This window comes from Streptomyces sp. SID3212 (genome assembly GCF_009865405.1).
Classification (GTDB): Bacteria; Actinomycetota; Actinomycetes; order Streptomycetales; family Streptomycetaceae; genus Streptomyces.
Window position 1 is genome coordinate 1 of sequence record NZ_WWJY01000962.1, and the last position, 509, is coordinate 509.

Annotated in this window: 1 pseudogene; it reads right to left on the minus strand. The window is 75.8% G+C overall.

What is annotated here, in order from left to right:
- Positions 1 to 509: pseudogene (locus GT042_RS28650) on the minus strand (hypothetical protein); the annotation flags it as partial.

The following is a 509-nucleotide window of genomic DNA, read 5'->3' on the forward strand; positions in this document are numbered from 1 at the left end:
CAGCCGCCGCAGCGGGTCCGGGGTGGCGGCCAGGGCCCGGCGGATCCCGGCGGCGGAGGCGAGACCGGCGGCGATCACCACATTGGCCGGATTGCCCCACACCCAGTAGGCGTACGGGCGTTCGCCTCCCACGCCCTGGTAGTAGCGCTCCACGAGCAGGTCGTACGCCTCCCACCAGCGGAAGCCCGCCAGCGTGAAGGTGACCGCGACGGCGAGGAATCCCAGCGCCAGGAGGGGCAGCGGCCGTGCGGTACGGGTCAGCAGCAGGATCGCCGCGACCGGGACGACCATCAGCGTCAGCCCGTAGGACAGGTAGACGGTCCAGCCGAGGAGCAGTCCCGCCGCCAGGGCCGCCGCGTGCGGGGCGCGGACGGTTCGGGTCGCGGACAGGGTCAGCAGGGCGAGGGCCCAGGCGCCGACGGCGGCGAAGTACGCGTCGGCGGAGGCGCCGACCCAGACGGCGGCCGGGGTGAGGACGAGGAAGGGCGCGGCGGCGCGGGCGCCCCGCT